Here is a 16,621-nt window from a genome sequence, read left to right as displayed (position 1 = left end):
AGATGCCCGCACTACCAAAAACCCGTCAAAATAAATTTGACAGACTACTAGTACAGTACAGCGTAAGTAAGATAACTATTAAAAATCCCTAAAAAGCTTATACAATCTGCTTTTTTAATTTTTAATTGTTAATTTTTAATTCCGCCCTGCGGTACTAGCAAAATTCCCTCATCATCTGCTAATAAATTGTGTGCTGCTTCCAACATAGATGGCATTATTTCTTGCAAATCTTCCCGATTATTTAAGTAAGTTTTTAAAGCTGACATTGGGTCAATACTGCTACTCGCGCTTAATTCAGGAATGCGGGGTTTTGCTAACTGACTCACTAATTCAGCTTGTATAGTGTAAGTGTGCGCGACACTTAAAGCTTGGTGAAGAGAAGAGTTATCAATTAAATCCAATTGTTCTGATTTCAATTTGTAAATAAGTCGCACCACATTATCTTGAATATCATATTTAGCAATTCCTTTTAATAATACTTTTTGTGGATCATCCTGCTTAGATAAATCTATCTCAATAGTCCGAAAAGTTCGCACAGGTAAAGGACAAAATTCCCAATCTGCTTTCCCTTTTTCCAAATCTATCATCACATAACCTTTGTCTTCCTTCTCTTCACTAAAATCTACCCGTTCAATACTTCCAGGATAAATTACCGGTGGGTCATTAGATTTATTTAAATTTTGGTGTTTGTGGACATGACCTAAAGCCACATAATCAAAACATGGTCTAGTTAATAAAGATAAAGGTAAGGTAAAACCTTTCCCGACTGCTAATAAACGTTCTGCACCTAAAGTGGCATTATCAGCCATTAAATGAGCTAAAAGTACAGTGGGGATATTTGGGTCAAGACGGCGAATTTCTCCTTCGATAACTACCTCTAAACGGTCTGTCAGGAGTTGATTTACTTCAGCTAAAGAAGAACCTTGAGTTTCTTGACGAGTCATCAAAGTTGAACGAGTTAACCAAGGAAGAGTAATGATTTGCACATCTCCGCTGCGGGTAGAAATGCGATGAGTTGTTAAAGTATCACCAACCACAAACCCTGGTACTCCCAAAGTCCGATAAATATTTAAACTCGCACCTCCCAAACCCTGGGAATGTTGGTCATGATTTCCTACTAATAAGACTGTGGGGATATCTGCATCAACTAAACGGCGAAATTGATTAGCAAAGGCTTCTTGAACATAGGGTGCAGGTGTGGCATTGGGGAAAGCATCACCACCAAATAAAACTAAATCTACATGATTGGCGATCGCTCGGTCAATACACAAAGATAATGTTTTCACAAAATCCTCCAGTCGTGTGTTTAAACCTGTGGCTGGATTAACGCGCCCGTGGCAAAAACCGCTACCAATATGAATATCTGAAAGATGGAGAATTTTCATAGTTTATTGGTTGTAGGGGTTCAGATCCCCGACTTCTTAAAGAAGTCGGGGATCTATTCTAAATCTAGTAGCAGTTTTTTGAAGTCACTGCTATGAGGTAAGTTATGATCCGCTAAAAATTGCTGATAAACTGATTCTTCCTCAATCTGCATTTTGATATACTCTATCTTGGGTATTGTTCCTTTTCTTAATCCAGCATATTCTAAATAACTGGAAAACTCCCATTCTTCGGGTTGCTTCACCAGTGATGCTTTCACAGGATTGAGATGAATATACTGAGAGAGGTTAACAAGATAGTCAGTTTGTGAAATATGAATACTTTGAAACCTTCCCTGAAATAATACTCCAGAACGGTTAAAACGTTTATTAATTGCTTTTGTGTAAGAAAGTGAGAGAGATTTCATAGCATCAGAAAGGGTTTCATCTCTCAGATAGACTAGAAGATGATAATGATTAGGCATTAAACAGTATGCAATAATATCTACTGAATTTTTAATTAGATGTTCTCTGATCAGTCGAAGAAAATAAATATAGTTTTCACCTTCAAAGAAAATTATTTGGCGATTGTTTCCGCGATTATAAACATGATAAAAGTTGCCAGTTTGGAGTGGAATCCTTCTTTGTCCCATAATTGGATGTTTATTCGCATTATTTCAGAGAGTTCAGAAATTTCAGATCCCTGACTTCTTAAAGAAGTCAGGGATCTAAGAGATTAAATGTGAATTCCACACTCAGTTTTTTCGCTTCCTCTCCAACGTCCAGCGCGTTCGTCTTCACCTTCACCTACTTTAGTAGTAATGGGTTCGTCGCCAATGCTAGGATAACCTTCGTCATGAAGAGGATTGTAAATTACTTTATGTTCAGCTACATAAGCCCAGCTTTGTTTACGAGTCCAATTAGCTAGAGGGTTGATTTTTAATCTGCCTTTACCATCTAATTCTAATACGGGCATGGTAGCACGAGTAACGGCCTGATCACGACGGCGACCTGTAATCCAAGCTACAGTATTGAGTTCATCTAATCCCCGTAAAAGTGGTTCGATTTTGGTAATGTCGTGGAATTTAGCAATATCTGTATCCCAGAGGGCTGCACCGAATTTAGCAGCAAAGGCTTCACGGCTATCCACGTCTGGTGTTTTATACGTTTGTAAATCTAGGTTATAGATTTCTTTAACTTTACCAACCAATTCTAAGGTTTGAGGGAAATGATAAAGGGTATCCAGGAAAATTACAGGAACGGGATGCTGAAGTACGCTATAGAAAATATGTGTCAAGATAATATCATCTACGTTGAAGGCGCTAGTTTGTACCAGTCCTGTGGGGATATTCTGCACAGACCAGGCTAATATCTCTGTAGGACTTGCGGTTTCAAATTGCTGATTTAGTGATGCTAAGTCAAAGGCGGTAGAAGTTGTCATGATCTTTCTCTAAAACAAAGATTTTTTTATTTTTATTAAATTTAATTTTACCTTAATAAAGTCACATACAGCGGTTTCCGCTCTTATGAGGTACAAAGTTGAATCATGAAACTCTTGTAGTGCGGGCATCTTGCCCGCTAGATATGTACCTCATAACACCGGGAAGTGCTGTATCCCCCCGATGATTGAGGAAATAGGGCAGAGCGTAGGTTGCAGGGGAGATATTTCCAACCAACAACTAACAACTGACAACTGACAACCAACAACTAACAACTGACAACTGACCTAATTATGTAGTATTTTGATTGCAAGTCTGTTTAAGGATTCATCCCATGCAACAGTTACTCAAGCAATTATTTAGTAACTCAAAATACCTTGTCCGTCTCATTTTTCCTGTATTGGTAATGATGATGGCGAGTTCACTGTTTATTTTACCTGCTGCTGCTACTGGTGTATACCAAATACCCAGTTTAACGGCAGATACTTGGATTTTAGATCAAGGTGATGTGATTAGCCGATCGAATGAAGGTCAGATTAGTAAGACTTTCCATGATTTAGCTCAGGAAACTGGTAACGAAGCCAGAATTGTCACTATTCACCGCCTCGACTATGGGGAAACACCGGAAAGTTTTGCCAAGGGACTATTTAGTAAATGGTTTCCAACAGCAGCAGAACAGGCTAATCAAGTGTTATTACTTGTTGATACTGTTACTAATGGAACTGCTTTAATTAGTGGAGATCAGGTTAAGTCTCTGTTAACTGATTCTATCGTCCAAAGTCTGGCTGAAGAAACATTGGGTACAGCATTACGTAGTGGTAATAAATACAACCAAGGATTTTTGGATGTGAGCGATCGCTTGGTGGCTGTTTTATCCGGTAAACCAGATCCCGGTCCACCAGAGATCAAGGAAACAGTCCAAGTAGAAGGAACTTTTACCAAAGCTGAAGAAACAGATCAAGGTAATGCTACTGCTTGGGTTGTTGGGCTGTTAATTGCGGCCACTGTCATCCCAATGGCTACATACTACATTTACTTAGTGTTTCAAAAACCACCCTCTCAGGAATCTGAGGAATAGGGAATAGGGAATAGGGAATTGGTTATTTTTTTCTTTCCAATTCCTGACTCCTATTTTTTATTTAAAACACTGTTTCTTCAGGAATAATTATTTTCTGTATTTTGAGAATTTTCTGACTCCAAAGTTCTAACATTGCGGCTAATTTATCTTTAGTTACTGGTTTACTTAAATAATCGTCCATACCAGCATCTAAACAAATTTTTTGGTCTTCTTTCATGGCATTAGCAGTAATAGCAATTACTACAGGTTGTTGATGTTTAGGAAAGGAACTTACTGGACGACGACGAATTTCTTTTGTGGCTGCCAAACCATCGAGAATTGGCATTTGACAATCCATGAAAATCAAGTCATAGGGAATTTTATCTAATAATTCTAATACTTCTTGACCATTGGCTACGGCATCTGCTTGATATCCTAGATTTTGAAGTTGCTTGAGAAAGACTTTTTGATTAACTAGATTATCTTCTGCTAACAGCAACTTTAATTTGGATGTATTCTTGTTAGTTATTGCTGGCAACTCTTCATTGATAGCAATCTGAGAATTATTTATTTTTGATTGAGAACCTACTATATTCATAATAGTATCAAGCAGTCGAGTAGGCTTAACGGGCTTGACTAAATAAGTGATAAATCCTATATCTAATGCCTTTTTTACTTCATCTCTTTGATTAGTAGAAGCCAGCATAATTAAAGGGACATTAGCAATAGCTGGATTTTTCTTAATTTGTATTCCTAGAGTCAACCCATCTATCTCAGGCATTTGCATATCAATTATGGCAATATCATAGGGCATCTGCTGTGCTGCGGCTGTTTCTAAAGCTGCAAGTCCGGCAATAGCAGAATCAACTTCATCTATGTGCATTCCCCAACTGATAGCTTGGTGGTGGAGAATTTCTCGACTGATAGTATTGTTATCTACTACTAACAACCGTCGCTGACTAAGAATTTGATAATCTTGATTTTGAGAAACAGATTCTGGCTGTTTAGTAAAAGATAAATTAAACCAAAATTTAGAACCTTTACCAATCTCACTGTTGAGGCCAATTTTTCCACCCATTAAAGTTACCAATTGTTGGCAAATGGCTAGTCCTAAACCCGTACCGCCATATTTACGGGTAATAGAAGCATCAACTTGGGTAAAGGGTTGGAAAAGGTTATTTTTATCTTCAGTGGTAATGCCAATACCTGTGTCTATGATGGCAAATTGAATGGTAGCTGTATCATCGGTTTCTGAAATTAATTCTAGTTGAATAATTACTTCTCCTTGGCTGGTGAACTTGATCGCATTACCCATCAAATTCATGATAACTTGTCGCAGACGACTAGCATCTCCTTGGATATAAATTGGGACATTGGCAGGAATTAATGCTGCTATTTCTAGTCCTTTATCATGAGCTTGGGGTGCTAACAGTTCTATAACTTCTTGAATGCAGGTAGATAGGTTAAAATCTAGGGTTTCTAGCATCATTTTCCCGGCTTCAAGTTTGGATAAATCCAAAATTTCGTTAATCAAGGATAAGAGAGCATCACCACTAGTCCGCACTGTTTCCAAAAAATCTTGTTGCTCTGGATTAAGGGGAGTTTCTAATAGTAAGCTGGTCATGCCCAAAACGCCGTTCATTGGGGTACGGATTTCATGACTCATATTGGCCAAAAAACTACTTTTGGCTTGTAATGCTGATTCGGCTTCCTGTCGAGCTATTTCTAGTTCTTGACGGTGAATAATTTCTGATTCTAATAGTTTAGCTTGGACTAAGGCAATACCGATTTGATCAGCAAGCGATCGCAAGAATTCTCTTTCCCAAGTATTCCAATGACGGGGTTGAGTACATTGATGAGCAATCAACAGTCCCCAAAATTCATCTTCGAGAAAAATAGGAATCACAAGGTTGGCTTTGATGTGAAATCTTTCCAGTAATTGTCGGTGACAAAGTTGGATATTGGCTTTTTCTATATCATCAATACTGGTAATCCATTGTTGAGCATATTTATGAGCGTGTTTTTCTACAAAACAAGGGTCAAAAATCTGCTCTCCTATGACAACAGGGATACCGGGAATCAATGCTTCTTTACGTGCAGTTAAATTGCCATTTTCTTCTAACTCTAAGATGAGGACACGATCAGCTTTTAGCAGCCTTTTAACTTCGGTAACGCTAGTTTGGAGGATGTCGTCAATTTGTAAAGAGTCGCGGATTTTTAGGGTGATATCGGCTAATAATTGTGATCGCAAATTTTGCTGCTTTAGTTCTTCTTCTATTTGTTTTCGCTTAATAAATTGACCTATTTGGTCGCCAATAGACATCATCCCTTTCAGTAGATCTGCATTTTCTAGCTGCATATTTTTACTAAAGAAAACCATGACCCCAATGTTTGTATTACCACCACGAATAGGAAAACCAAAAGCTGTTTTCAATCCTATTTGAGTAGCAATATCTGTTCGCAGAAAATTCTGATCATTACAAATATCAGTTAGCCAAATAGGTTGAAATTTAGATAAAATTCGGCCAGGGAGACCAATTCCTGGAGCAAAAGTAATTTTTCTAGTAATTTCTTCAAACTGTTTAAATTCTGAACCTGATTCATACCAAATATCTAAACAACGCAGAATATTTTCTGATTTATCCATAACCCAAATTTCGCCCCAATCCCATGCCAATGTTTGACAAATTCCTTTTAAGGTGCGATGGGTGGTATTCTGAATATTTATAGCTCCTGCTAAGGCATTAGTTACCGCATATTGGAAACTGAGATATTGTTCATTTTGTTTGCGCTCAGTAATATCTATCCCTGTACTAACAATGTATTCTATTTGGTTTTGACTATCCAGCAGAATAGTATTTGACCAATCAATTAATCGTTGTCTTCCATCTCTTGTTATCCAATAAGTTTCTGATTCTCTTGGTCTTTTATCTAATTTTATTTGCTCAAAAATAGCTTGAATTGATGGCTGATCTTTCTCGGTTAAAAATAGCTGCCAAAAACATCGCCCTAAAACTTCTCCACAGGTGTAACCAGTATTTTGTTCGCAAGCTCGGTTGAAGCGGACAATTTGCCCTTTATCATCGAGAACCATCACTAAAACGCTGGCTGTATCTAGAACACTAGAAATGAAATTACGTTCTGTTTTTAGAGATTCCTCTACCCATTTGCGGGCAATGATTTCCCGATAAATAAGGTAGTAAATCATCGCCATAATTATGACACACAAACCGATAGCAATCCCCAATCCAAGGAGCATACTATGTGTATTATTAGTTAATTTTATTGATTGTTGTTGATGAATTTCTTGATCTTTTTGATTAAATTCATTGATTTTTTCATATTGTGCTAATGTCTGTTTTTGCTGATTATTTATATTTACAATTTCTTGAATATTTTGATAGGAAAATATCCCAATTATCACTAAAATTGATGATGTTAAGCCAAACCAGCCGCCAATTTTCACAAAAAGTTGTTTGTTAGCTTTCTTTTGTTTTTGATGTTTAGTAGTTACCAATAGTAAGCTATCTAAATTGCGTCGTAGTTCTAGCTGTTTCATGACTTGGCAACCCAGTATTTTCAAAGCCTCTAGTTGTTCAGCCGTGAGTTCCCTTGGCACATTATCAATCACGCACAACGTTCCTAAACCATAACCCTCAGCATCAATTAGAGGTACACCTGCATAAAATCGAATATTAGGCTCGGATGTGACTAAGGGATTGGTAGCAAATCTGTCGTCAAGAGTGGCATCAGGAACAATGAAAACATCTTTTTGGCAAATGGCGTGAGTACAAAAAGCAATATCACGAGGTGTTTCTAATGCCTCTAAACCGACTTTAGACTTAAACCATTGCCGGTTTGTGTCAATCAAACTTACTAAAGCTATGGGAGTTCCACAAATATAAGCTGCTAAACGAGTTAAATCATCAAAAGCAGCTTCCGGTGCAGTATCCAGAATCTTGTACTGTAATAGTGCCTCTATTCTGGCGGTTTCATCATGAGGTGATAATTCTTTCATGTTGTAATTTTATTACTTATTAAAAAGATTTTCTAGTTTTAATAATTTTTTTGAAAAAAGTGCAGAAATGTATTATTTTTTTCTTTTTTGAAGCATAAGTAAGAGGGTGTTTGAAAAGTTATGGTTGATGTATCAAATATTTTTTACCCCACCCTAACCCTCCCCTTGTAAAGGGGAGGGAACTGGATTTTTATTGTTTCCCCCCTTTACAAGGGGGACTAAGGGGGGTAGCAATGTGATGAAAATTACGGAATACCACTTTTCAAACATCCTCTAAGTGGGAATTAGTAACTAATTCCCCGTCTTTGCTATTGTATCTAATCTTGAATGTATTCTTTTCCTGACACTAAAGCCATTTCAGCCCGCACAAATTCTCTACCTAAATAAGCTGCATGGTCTAAGAAGGTTACAAGACAATCTGGAGTTTCTTCAAAAATCTTAATACACAGTTCTTTGGCTGTACGGCCACTAAATACGGTAGTGTGAGTTCTTTCCACTTTACCGCGAACTGGAATCACCTGACCTGTTTCGGGATCTACTGCTAAACCACGTTCATTAATGACATTAGTGAAGTGCTTTGCATAAATTAACCTTTCATTTTGATCTATGTAGATAATAAAATAGCCCTTGGGGTCAAGATCAATATAACGCTGAGAAAGTTTATGATCAATTGCTGTCAAATCTTCAAGTAGTAAATCCTTATGCATTATCAAAAGTAAATTTATAGAAACAGTATTTTTAGATTACATCAATCTGCAATATGCAGATCCCCGACTTCTTTGAGCAGTCGGGGATCTATTTAGAAGTCGGGGATCTATTTCCTTATTTAAAAGGTAACTCTGCATTAATAGCATCCATTTCTTTTTGTTCCATTTGATTTACTTCCCGAACCCAAGGCAAAATAATTTGTCCTAAACGGTTGTTGTAAAAGCGGTGAAGGCTGTAATTAGCAGTAGCAGGGAATCCCCGACGTTTTTTATGTTTACCACCTGCTCCTGGGTCAAAATTTTGGATACCATGAGCGATCGCCCATTCAATTGGTGCATAATAACAAGCATCAAAATGTAAGCAATCTATGTCTTGAAAACTCCCCCAATAGCGTCCATATAGTTTGTCTTCTTTGAATAAACAAAAGGACATCCCCACAGGTTGACGTGGATCTTGCTCATTATAAGCGGCAAAAAATACGACTCGATGCCGATAATTATGGTGCAACTGTTCAAAAAAGTTCTTGGTTAAATACTTACTTCCCCACCAACCAAACTTATCGCAAGTATCAGCATAGAAATCATACATTAACGGAAACAGAGAATTAGGAATTTCCTCACCTGTTAATGCTTGCAATTTTAAACCAGCCTTTTCTACAGCTTTGCGTTCCCGTTTAATATTGCGTCTTTGATTGGCATTAAATCCAGTCAAGTAATCATCAAAAGTTTGAAAATTAGCATTTTCCCAAACATAATTATGATGTAGCCAAGTTGTAAACCCCTGGCGTTCTAAAATTGGTCGCCATTGGGGATCAACATAAAGAAAATGACAGCCAGAAATCCGATGTTTCACACAAAAACTATCAATTTCATGGAGGATTACCGCCGTAATTTCTTCCTCATCTTCTCCCGCAGCTATTAAAAACCGATAGCCTTCAGCCGGGGTAAATGGTGTCATTCCTAGCAGTTTTGGATAATACTCTATTCCTAAACGGGAAGCTAATTCTGCCCACTGCTGATCAAAAACAAATTCGCCCTGGCTATGTCCTTTTAAATATAAAGGAGCAGCCGCAATTAAAGTTTTATCTCGCCACAAAATCAAGTGATTTGGCAACCAACCTGTATTGGCTGTAACACTTTGGGATATTTCCAAATTGTGCAACCAATCCCATTCTAAAAAAGGCGTTTTTAACGGCATTGCTAAAGCATCCCAGTCTGCTTGGGGAACATCGGCGATTGTGTGCGTCCAAACAAGAGAATAATGGGGTTTGTGTTCTTTGATCATTGTGTAGTTTCCCAACAATTTTATATTTTGAATTTACGCCTGAATCCTGACTTATGACTCCTGAATTATCCTATAGTGTAAAAATACTTCTTGCTCTATTGTGGATACTTCTAATAATTGTAACTTAGGAGCAAGATCAGCTAAAAATCCTGTCCCCTCCACAGGTGAAGGGGCAATACTACCACCTAAAATTAATGGACAAATAGTGAGCCATATTTCATCAATTAAATCAGATTCTAGGAAAGATGCCACTAATTGTCCTCCTCCCAAAATAGCCAGACGGGTAATTTGTAACCGTGCTAAATATTTTAAAGCAGCCAAAATGTCAATTTCTTTGGCAGCAGTTTCAAAGACTAAAACTTGCTCAAACTCTGATCTTTCTTGCCAAAAATAAGCCCCTAGAGAGGTTGTGAGTAACCACCGTCTCACCGGTTGTTGAAAAAATTTAATGTCCGGATTCAGATTGCCTGAACGGGAAATCACTATATGAACCGGCTGGGGATGCTTGTCTGCTTTTTTTCTTTGTTGCAAGAGTATTGTCTCTGTGATAGTCATTGTTGTACTGTAGGCACGAAGAGTACCAGCACCAAATAAAATGGCATCAGATGCAGCAATTTGTTTCTCCAGGTGTATTTTATCAACCAATGAGCCAAACCGCGCAGGCGATCGCCTAAAATCTGCTATTTTACCATCAACACTCATGGCTAAAACTACTGTGGTATGAGGACGATTTTGCATGATTGGGTTGCTTTGATATTTTTTGTGAGGGGATAGATTATTGAAAAATCTATAGCTACAAGATAATTTTGAGTAATTTTACACCATTAATATGAATATGCAACAGCAGTCACTATTTAATCTACATTTTATAAAATTTGGTATATGGAACAATACTTTGTCCAAATCGAGAAAAGTCTTGATTTGTAGGTTGGGTTGAAGGATGAAACCCAACATGAGCGTCGGGTTGCGCTGTCGCTTAACCCAACCTAGGAAAAATGAACAAGGTATTGATGGAAGATTGATAAATTTATGTTTCAGTAATTAGTGAGATATTTTTTAAATTTCTAATTCTTACCTGTTCTCTCCTTTCTAACTTGGAAATTTAAATTAATAGTAAACTCATCATCAATTAATAAAATGTCTCCCTTGACTAGTGTAATTTCATATCTTTATTATTGTAGTTTGAAGATGCGAAGTGAGACAAACAATGGCTAAATCTCGTCAATCGTCATTTCGACAAATATTAGTAACAAGAATACTGCTAGTATTTATCCCAGTTTTATTAGTAGGAGAAATGGTTGCCTTGAATAAAGCTCGTTCTAGTTTGTTAAATACTGCCCAACAAAATTTAACAGAAAGTGCAGTTAATAAAGGAGAAAAAATTACTGATAATATTGCCGCTTTACGCTCCAATTTAATTACAGCTAGTCAAACTAAAGTAATTCAATCAGGTTCAACTTTCCAAATTGAACAATTTCTTAAACAACTAAAAAAACAACTACCAACCCAAACTGATTGTCTCCAATTAACCCGCATTAAAAAAGGTGAGATAATTGCCAGTAGTTGTGGTGTTCAAGAAATTATGCCATCAGGTTTATCTCTTACTAGCAATGACGTTGATATTCAATTTATATTACCATCCCAATCGGGAAAAACTGGTAAAAGAGACAAACAAAATCAACTACAATTATTTTTATCAATTCCTGTTTCTAATCAACGTGGTAATTTAGCCTACCGATTAAGCATGAAAACCACATTATATCAACAAAATCCCAATCATCCAGGCTCATTAACGGGTTTTTTGGTAGTCATTGCTGAAGACGGTAAAGTTTTAGCTCATCCATTACCAGAAAGAATCGGTACTAATATTAAAGATTATGCCGATGTAGACAGAATTCAAGCTATAGTTAAAAATGCCTTGGGTGGCAGTAATAATTCCAGTAATTTATCCTTTATAGAAGGACAAGAACTGGTTGCAGGTTTTACAGCTACTACTAAACCTATCACTACAAAACCATCACAAAGATGGATTGTCCTAGCAGTTACAAGTGTGGAAAATGCCCTATTTGGTTTAGAAGAAATTAAACTAATTCTCATTGTTTTAACAGTTGGTTTAATTGGTGCAAGTTTATTGGCATCATTTTATTTAGTTCCTTATTTAGCAGGTCCAGTAGAAGAACTCCGCGACTATGCTATTAATCTTCATAGTCACCACGCGGCACAACCCATTCCCCGCAACTTCAAAATTAGAGAATTTAATCAACTAGCTCAAGCATTAGATCAAATGGTAGAAAGACTCAAAGATTGGGCTGAAGAATTAGAAATTGCTTGGAAAGAAGCTAAATCAGCCAATCAAGTGAAAAGTCAATTTCTAGCCACAACTTCTCACGAATTAAGAAACCCATTGAATATTATTATTAACTGTGTGCGGTTAGTGCGTGATGATTTATGTGATAGTAGAGAAGAAGAATTAGAGTTTCTTAAAAAAGCCGATGATACAGCAATTCATTTATTAGGAATAATTAATGATTTGCTAGATATTTCTAAAATAGAAGCGGGTAAACTTTCTGTAATTACAGTACCGCTAGATTTACGACAATTATTATTAGAGGTAATTAACTTACAATCAGTTAATATCCAATATAAAGGACTACAATTAATTTGTGATATAGGTGATAAGCCTATTCCTATAAAGTCTGATTCCATTAAACTCAAACAAGTGTTAATTAATATTATTGGTAATGCTACTAAATTCACTGATGAAGGTAGTATTCAAATTACCATGAGTATTAATCGTCATCAGCAGTATGTTTTAGTTTCTATTAAAGATACAGGAATTGGTATTGATCCAGGAGAACAAGGTAAACTATTTCGTCCCTTTGTGATGGTTGACGGGACAACTACGCGCAAGTTTGAAGGAACTGGATTGGGTTTAGCAATCTCTCGGAATTTAATTGAACTCATGGGTGGTAAAATCACTTTAGAGAGTTTGGGGTTAAATCAAGGAACAACAGTAATTATTAAATTACCTTTGATTGATCTGGCTTTATTACCTAATCCAGAAAAAAAAGATGTGGTCATAAATGGAGTTAGGAGTTAATTCTGGCTCTGAGAAATGTTCCGCAAACAATAAAATTCAAATTACCACCCTCCTAAAATGAAGCGATTTTTTTCAAGTATTTTTGTAGTTACAACTTTACTATTAGCTCCTGGTTGTTCATCTAATACTAAATCTACTGAGACACAAGTTTCACCTAGTATAATGACGAATCATGATGGACATTCCATGGAAAATATGAATCATGAAAATAATTCACAAATAACTACCAAAGTTAAATTAACTGCTCCGAAAAGTTTATCACCAAATCAACCAATTAACTTAGTCATTGATATTCAAGACTCTACTGGAAAACCTGTTAATAAGTTTGACATTTTCCAAGAAAAAATCATGCACTTAATTGTTGTGAGAGATGATTTACAATTTTTTGATCATATTCATCCCGAATATAAAGAAAATGGTCGCTTTGAAGTAACTGCAAATTTTCCAGAGTCAGGAAATTATACACTTTTCAGTGATTATAAACCTGCTGGAAATCAGGAGAATGTCTCATTAATGAATATTACAATTCCTGGTACAGTTCCATTACCAAAAAATTTAGAAAAGTTCACCAAAACTAAAACTATCTCAGATACTAAAGTCAATCTGAATATTTCTGCACCAAAAATCAAAGTCGGTCAAGACATTAACTTAACTTTTGACTTAAAAGACAACAAAAATCAACCAATTAAAGATTTACAACCTTATTTGGGTGAAAAAGGACATTTAGTAATTATTAAAAGTTCATCTCCCCTGACTTCATCTGATTATATCCATGCACACGCAATCAAAAATACTCCAGATGGAAAAATCGAATTTCATACAAAATTCCCCAAACCAGGAACATATAAAATGTGGATGCAATTTAATCGCAATGGACAAATCAAAACCGCAGATTTTTGGGTAAATGTAGAATAGAAAATCGTAGGTTGGGTTAAGCGACAGCGCAACCCAAAAACAATTTTAATGATTTTGAACAATGTTGGGTAACATACGTCAATCCAACCTACAAAAATTAAATTAATATTCTCTTCCGCAAGGGAGCGATAGAACCGTTATTGTTTAACTTTGAGCTTTTCTTCTGTCATACCTTTTACTTCGGCATTTTTACCAACTTGATCACAAAATCCCTGAAACTCATTTTTTAGTAATTTAGTTAATCTTTGATACTCTAAGACAGATAGCACTACAACTAAATCTTGTTCCTGACGCTGAATTGTTATTGGTTCTTTTTGAGCTTTATCTAAAAATTATGTAAAATTTTGTTTTGCTTCTGTGGCAGATAAGTAAATCATAATATACCTCCTTTCTCTTTATCATAAGACCTCGCGGTAAGTGGGAAACGAGCGTGGCTTGGCTCCCAACAGAGGGAAGCGACACGAGGGATTTTAATCCCTGTGGTATGCTAGAATGAAATCGTGAGTAAGAACAATAAACATCTACGTGTTGAAACATCCTAGTACGGAGAAATCCCGGCTCCTATGAAACAACGGTTAGGTTCAAGTCCTAGCGGCAGTGTTGACAAGAAATAGCAAGTAATGGCAGGTTGTGGAGCGTACCGCATCTTGGCTTAGTGATGGACTCACAAAAACACTGAAAACAATAAAAGTAAGCGCAATTTCGACACCTTGATTGGTGGTTGTATTGAGCGTCTAGGCGGCGTTTGACGGTCGCAGCGAGATTAGATTAGGCTAAACCTTTAATCTAATTCTGTCAGTAGAATCTCAGTGGCTGTCTTCCCTGAGAGTGTCAAAACTTAACTTGGTTATTTGACTCTAGCTACCTCTTTAATTCATGAAGAGTAAGAATTAGTGTCAAAGGCTATCAAAATCCATTCTGAAGCGGAATCAGACCCAAGGAAACCCAACATTTATACATTTTACGTTGGGTTTCGTTCCTCAGTCAAAAATTAAAAAGGTGGTAATTCCTTCAGAATCGTGAAGCGAATATGGTTAATAGCTAAGTCACCCAGGGAAACCTCTTCTTTCGTTAAGCGAATTCCATCTCTGGTTAAGGTTTCAAAAGTGATACCTTTACCAATTTCGATATGATACCAGCATAAGCCCATAAAGAATCGTGTAGGATATGGTCCACCTTCTTCCAGATCATCAGGATTAGATTCCATTGGCAACCAACCAATTCCCGGAATATAAAACTCTAACCAAACATGATTAAAATCGGGTTGGAGGGGAATTCCCTGATGTTCGGCATAAACTGGACATTTATATCTACCAACGGTGCGGCAAGGAATACCATTCAGGCGACAAAGTGCCAGTAATACACCTACATATTCGCCACATGAACCAGTACCCCGATCTAAAGCTATATCGGGTGAATCAATATGAGGTTTAATGGCATAAGACAATTGATCATAAACGTAGTTGCGGATACTGTACATTTTCCGTAACAGATTAGTTTCTGTACCAACGGCTGTGCGGGCTGCACGGATAACAATATCGGTATCCATTGCTAGGTCGTCATCATCTACCAGATAGCGGGTTTTTAATTCTGGTGACAGTTCTGGAACATCTTCGACATCTTTAGGGGTGATGCGATGTTTAATGCCGCGTACTTCTACTAATGCCTTCCAGCCAAATATGTGACGTTCACCGGGGGCAAGGGTATCAAATTTAAAAACGGCTACTCTTTGTCCGTCAATGATTTCTTCTGTGAATGGTAAACCAATGGGTTCAACTTGTTGGACTTTTTGCCGTTGGGTTTCTGAGGGTAGGGCTATGCGCCATTCTATATCGGCTAAATAAATTTCATCAAGGGGGGAAATTTCTTCAACATAAGACATTTCTATCAGATAGCCATTAGAGAGGGCGTAGCGTTTATCCTCTTGGTAATGATATTGTAGAGAATGAATAAATGTGCGATCGCGGTAGGTTAATTCAAAACAAGGGTCAGCATTGGGATTATCCCGAATATAAGGTTCTTCGCTGGAGTATGCCACATAAATACGATCTTTGCCTGTGTCATCCTGCCCCTGAACTGCGATACCTGTAGGAGAATCAAAAGCCGTGAGAACACTGAAACGCACTTCTCCAGTTGCCCTATCCATAGAGTAAACTGTTTGTTCCGTGCGATCGCATACCCATAAAGTTTCTTTACTAACTGCCAAGTTTTGGATACCGACACCAGGGGCATAAAATCTGGTGATTTCCTTGCGGGTATCCCGGTTAAAAATCAAAATATAGCCAAGTCTTTGACAACTAACATAAACGGTAGATTCCCAAACGGCAACACCATCAGCGGGATAGGGTAAAGTTACAAAATGCTCTAACCCTAAAGATGCCAATTTACATAAATAGACACTGTTCCCACGAGTCACCCACAGGTCATCTTCCCACACAGCTAAACCAGTCACTTCTTGAAATTCGCGGACTTGGTGGGGATTGATAATTTTGCTGTTATCGGTAAGAGGGTCAATTTCTAATAAATGACCTTTAACCGTATCAATAGCAATAAGTCTATCCTTGATAAAAGCAATACCGTACAAGGTAGCAGCAGTAACTGGTCTGATTATTTTTTGCCCAAACATCTGGTTCACCGTCAAACTGGGTACTGGAAAACTTATATCATTAAGCATATTAGTCATAAATTATTATTTATTAGGGAAGAGGGAACAGGGAAGAGAAATATTTTTTTGCAACT

General features: G+C 37.1%; 12 protein-coding genes. 3 read left to right on the top strand and 9 right to left on the bottom strand.

All coding sequences use genetic code 11. The annotated features are described in order from the left end of the window. Nucleotides 1-128: 128 nt before the first annotated feature. The 3 genes from sbcD to cysH all read right to left on the bottom strand — a co-directional run bounded on the left by sbcD (nt 129) and on the right by cysH (nt 2,802). Nucleotides 129-1,385: an exonuclease subunit SbcD gene (gene sbcD, locus FJR08_RS08300; protein ID WP_168632837.1), complete on the bottom strand. Its 1,257-nt coding sequence runs from the start codon at nt 1,383-1,385 to the stop codon at nt 129-131. 53 nt (nt 1,386-1,438) lie between these two features. Next, nucleotides 1,439-2,014 carry a transposase gene (locus FJR08_RS08295; protein ID WP_168632836.1) on the bottom strand — a complete coding sequence of 192 codons (576 nt, stop codon included), beginning with the start codon at nt 2,012-2,014 and terminating at the stop codon, nt 1,439-1,441. A gap of 83 nt (nt 2,015-2,097) precedes the next feature. Further along, on the bottom strand, nt 2,098-2,802 hold the full coding sequence (gene cysH, locus FJR08_RS08290; protein WP_168632835.1) for a phosphoadenosine phosphosulfate reductase: 705 nt from the start codon (nt 2,800-2,802) through the stop codon (nt 2,098-2,100). 332 nt (nt 2,803-3,134) lie between these two features. On the opposite strand from cysH, the gene psb32 reads away from it, so the two are divergent. After that, on the top strand, nt 3,135-3,878 hold the full coding sequence (psb32, locus tag FJR08_RS08285; RefSeq protein ID WP_168632834.1) for a photosystem II repair protein Psb32: 744 nt from the start codon (nt 3,135-3,137) through the stop codon (nt 3,876-3,878). 61 nt (nt 3,879-3,939) lie between these two features. Here psb32 and FJR08_RS08280 read toward each other — a convergent pair whose 3' ends face one another. The 4 genes from FJR08_RS08280 to FJR08_RS08265 form a co-directional block, all read right to left on the bottom strand. Continuing rightward, nucleotides 3,940-7,875: a GAF domain-containing protein gene (locus FJR08_RS08280; protein ID WP_168632833.1), complete on the bottom strand. Its 3,936-nt coding sequence runs from the start codon at nt 7,873-7,875 to the stop codon at nt 3,940-3,942. A gap of 317 nt (nt 7,876-8,192) precedes the next feature. Then, nucleotides 8,193-8,582 (bottom strand): DUF4346 domain-containing protein, encoded by a 390-nt coding sequence (locus tag FJR08_RS08275; RefSeq protein ID WP_015083143.1) that lies wholly within the window; start codon nt 8,580-8,582, stop codon nt 8,193-8,195. Between the two features lie 115 nt (nt 8,583-8,697). Beyond that, nucleotides 8,698-9,867, bottom strand: a complete 1,170-nt coding sequence (locus FJR08_RS08270) for a GNAT family N-acetyltransferase (RefSeq protein ID WP_015083144.1) — start codon at nt 9,865-9,867, stop codon at nt 8,698-8,700. Nucleotides 9,868-9,918: 51 nt separating this feature from the next. After that, nucleotides 9,919-10,608 carry a RibD family protein gene (locus FJR08_RS08265; RefSeq protein ID WP_041458569.1) on the bottom strand — a complete coding sequence of 230 codons (690 nt, stop codon included), beginning with the start codon at nt 10,606-10,608 and terminating at the stop codon, nt 9,919-9,921. Between the two features lie 466 nt (nt 10,609-11,074). Here FJR08_RS08265 and FJR08_RS08260 point away from each other — a divergent pair, with 466 nt between their 5' ends. Both FJR08_RS08260 and FJR08_RS08255 read left to right on the top strand, forming a co-directional pair. Continuing rightward, entirely contained in the window at nt 11,075-12,967 is a 1,893-nt protein-coding gene (locus FJR08_RS08260) for an ATP-binding protein (RefSeq protein WP_015083146.1), read from the top strand. Nucleotides 12,968-13,024: 57 nt separating this feature from the next. Then, a complete protein-coding gene (locus tag FJR08_RS08255) occupies nt 13,025-13,882 on the top strand; it encodes a hypothetical protein (protein WP_148764815.1) in 858 nt (285 codons plus the stop codon). A 137-nt stretch (nt 13,883-14,019) separates the two neighbouring features. Here FJR08_RS08255 and FJR08_RS23970 read toward each other — a convergent pair whose 3' ends face one another. Both FJR08_RS23970 and FJR08_RS08245 read right to left on the bottom strand, forming a co-directional pair. Further along, nucleotides 14,020-14,151, bottom strand: coding sequence for a hypothetical protein (locus FJR08_RS23970; RefSeq protein WP_256369713.1), 132 nt, complete (start codon nt 14,149-14,151; stop codon nt 14,020-14,022). A 722-nt stretch (nt 14,152-14,873) separates the two neighbouring features. After that, nucleotides 14,874-16,556, bottom strand: coding sequence for a transglutaminase domain-containing protein (locus FJR08_RS08245; protein WP_015083149.1), 1,683 nt, complete (start codon nt 16,554-16,556; stop codon nt 14,874-14,876). Between the last annotated feature and the right edge of the window lie 65 nt (nt 16,557-16,621).

The organism is Dolichospermum sp. UHCC 0260, from assembly GCF_009711985.1.
GTDB classification, from domain to species: domain Bacteria; phylum Cyanobacteriota; class Cyanobacteriia; order Cyanobacteriales; family Nostocaceae; genus Dolichospermum; species Dolichospermum lemmermannii.
This window is presented reverse-complemented; position numbering and strand designations above follow the sequence as displayed.